The sequence below is a fragment of the Mesorhizobium caraganae genome, from assembly GCF_016836705.1.
GTDB lineage: Bacteria > Pseudomonadota > Alphaproteobacteria > Rhizobiales > Rhizobiaceae > Mesorhizobium > Mesorhizobium caraganae.
Genome location: NZ_JAFCGY010000080.1, coordinates 1 through 2,732, shown reverse-complemented (window position 1 = coordinate 2,732; position 2,732 = coordinate 1). Strand labels below are relative to the sequence as shown.

The window sequence follows — 2,732 nt, the reverse complement described above, 5'->3', positions numbered from 1 at the left end:
GTACGCATACGACGAAGGCCGCATGATTGGCACGCGCGCGTGGGCGCGGCGGGCTCTATGATGGCGATGCGTGAAGGTCAGGCGGCCTGCTGATCGGCGGCCTTGTCGGCTTCGCGCAGGCGCTTCCATTGCCAAGGCAGTAGTTCGTGCAGACGCGAGGCGGGAAGATCGGCAATGCGGGCCAGGACATCAGCGAGCCAGGCTTTCGGGTCGACGTCGTTGAGGCGTGCCGTGGTGATGAGGGTAAGCATGACGGCGGCGCGGTCGGCGCCGCGCTGGGAACCGGCGAAGGTCCAGTTGCGCCTTCCAAGAGCAATGCCACGCAGCGCTCTTTCGGCCGCGTTGTTGCTGAGGCAGATCCTGCCGTCGTCGATGAAGCGGGCGAAGTCGGCCCAGCGCCTGAGCATGTAGTTGATCGGCTTCAGTACCTCGGAAGAGCGCGAGAGGGTATCGCGCTCGCGGAGCAACCAGGCGTGCATGTCGTCGAGAAGTGGTTTGCTCTTCTCCTGGCGAACGTCATACCGCTCGTCAGCGCTGCAGCCGTTGATGGCGCGCTCGATCTCGAACAGCGCGTCGAGGCGCCTGACCGCCTCCAGCCCGATCGGGGAGATCGGTTTGCCCTTCTTGCCATCCCGGGCCTTTTTCGCGATGTCGGCCAATTCGAAGAATCCTCGTCGCGCATGGGCGTAGCAAAAGGCCGGCGTGATCGGCTGCTGCTTCCGCTGCGGGTCGAACAGCGGCTCAAAGCCACTGTAACAGTCGCACTGAAGGATACCGGCGAATCCGGCCAGATGGTTCTGAGGATGCTCCCCGCGCCTGTCGCTCGAGGCGTAATAGATCGCCGCCGGCGGCGCAGGCCCGGCGAAGGGCCGGTCGTCGCGCGTATAGGTCCAGATGCGCCCGGTCGCGCACTTGCCCTTCGCCAGGATGCGAATGGTGGTGTCGTCGCCATGAAGGCGCTCGGCCGCGAGCACATGGCGCTCGATCAGTTGGAAGAGCGGCATGACGGCGAAGGTTCCGTGGCCGACCTGATCGGCCAGCGTCGACAGCGGCAGGTCGATCCCCTCGGCCTTGAAGCGCGCGCTCTGTCGGTTGAGTGGAGCATGCATGCCGAACTTGTCGAACAGGATTGTCGCCAGCAGTTGGGGACCGATGAAGCCGCGCGGCGTGGCATGGAACGGCGCCGGCGGCTGGGTGATCTTCTCGCAATCGCGGCAAGTGAACTTTTCGCGCACCGTCTCGATCAGCTTGAACCGGCGCGGAATCTCTTCCAGCGTCTCGGTCACGTCCTCACCCAGTTTCGACAGCCGCGATCCGCCGCAGCAGGCGCAGGTGGTGGATGGCTCGATGACGATGCGCTCGCGCTCGATGTCAGTCGGCCATGGCTTGCGCACCGGCCGTTTGCGCGTGAAGGGGCGCACCGTCTGCGTTTTCGCCGCCGCGGCCTGCGCGGCAAGCTCATCCTCGGTCGCCGAGGTGACGAGGTCTTCGAGTTCCAATTCCAACTGCTCGATCAGCCGCGCCGTGCGCTCGGAGCGCTGCCCGTACAGTTCGCGTTTCAGCTTCTCGATGCGCAGCTCAAGATGCGCAATCCGCGCCTCGTTGTCGGACAGCATGGCCTGCGCGTTGGCGGCTTCAGCCTGCCAGTTGGCAGCATCCGCGACCGCCACATCGCGTTCAGCCTGCAACGCCTCTCGTTCAGCCAGCAGCGCCACGTAGGCGCTGGCAAGATCCGAGGGGAGCTCAACCGGCTTCGAAGTCATGCGCCGATTGAATCACATTCCATCGTACTTTCAACAAAAAAATGCTACCCAACCCGAGCTGGACGCCACGTTTCCTGAGGGTTACGCCAGTCTATCCCAGACAAGAGATAACTCAGCTGCGCAGGAGATACTGTCACAGCTCCACCCTCAACTGTCGGCCATATGAAGCGGCCGCGCTCGAGTCTTTTTGTGAACAGGCATGCTCCTTGGCCATCATGCCAAATGACCTTCAACAAATTTCCGCGTTTCCCCCGGAAGCAAAACAGGTTGCCCCCAAGGGGATTATGTTTGAGGACCTCCTGCACCCGTAGCGCCAGTGATGGAAAGCCACATCTCATGTCGGTGTAGCCTGTGGCTAACCACACACGCACGCCTTCTGTCGGGATCATCGCAGCATTTCCAGCCCCTGCAAGATCCGCAGCAGGACACTTACGTCGACAGTGCGGTCGACGATCACACGCCGACCGTTGGCCCCGACGATTTCCATCCGGCCACCGGTAGATACCGCTTGGCTGATCGTAGCTGGTACTTCAGAGTGCGATCGCGCAGGAGCCGGCTCTTCCGGCTCTACATTGTGCACGGCGGGACCGACAACGCCCATATCAATGAAGGCGATCGGTGAGGTCTCGGGCAACGGCTTGGATCGGCCCAATCGCCCTTGCCCGGCTTGCTTCATCCAGATGAACAAGTGGTTCGCGTTCATGTCGTGACGCCGCGCTACAACCGACACCGGATCACCGGACTCCTGCACCTCACGCACGATCGCCAGCTTCTGCTCAACCGTCCAGGAGCGGCGCGTCCGCTGTCGGCCCGCACCCGGCGGCAGCGGCAAACCCGCGGACGTGCTCGCTTCCACCGTCGACGGCTGTTCCATAGCCAGATACTTCATTCGCCAAGCGTCCACTTAATCTAAGCGGACACTAACGCCTCAAGGTACGCGTCAGTAGGCGGCCTTCGTCGTATGCATAC

3 protein-coding genes are annotated in these 2,732 nt (G+C 62.8%); all 3 read right to left on the bottom strand.

All coding sequences use genetic code 11. From position 1 onward, the window contains the following. Positions 1-77: 77 nt before the first annotated feature. Genes tnpC through tnpA form a run of 3 tightly spaced genes read right to left on the bottom strand, consistent with a single transcriptional unit; the run spans position 78 to position 2,652 of the window. A complete protein-coding gene (gene tnpC / locus JQK88_RS35300) occupies positions 78-1,763 on the bottom strand; it encodes an IS66 family transposase (RefSeq protein ID WP_203281188.1) in 1,686 nt (561 codons plus the stop codon). Between the two features lie 44 nt (positions 1,764-1,807). Next, positions 1,808-2,152, bottom strand: coding sequence for an IS66 family insertion sequence element accessory protein TnpB (gene tnpB / locus JQK88_RS35295; protein ID WP_203281186.1), 345 nt, complete (start codon positions 2,150-2,152; stop codon positions 1,808-1,810). After that, on the bottom strand, positions 2,149-2,652 hold the full coding sequence (gene tnpA, locus JQK88_RS37105; protein ID WP_203281185.1) for an IS66-like element accessory protein TnpA: 504 nt from the start codon (positions 2,650-2,652) through the stop codon (positions 2,149-2,151). Before tnpA ends, tnpB begins: the two co-directional genes overlap by 4 nt. Positions 2,653-2,732: the final 80 nt, after the last annotated feature.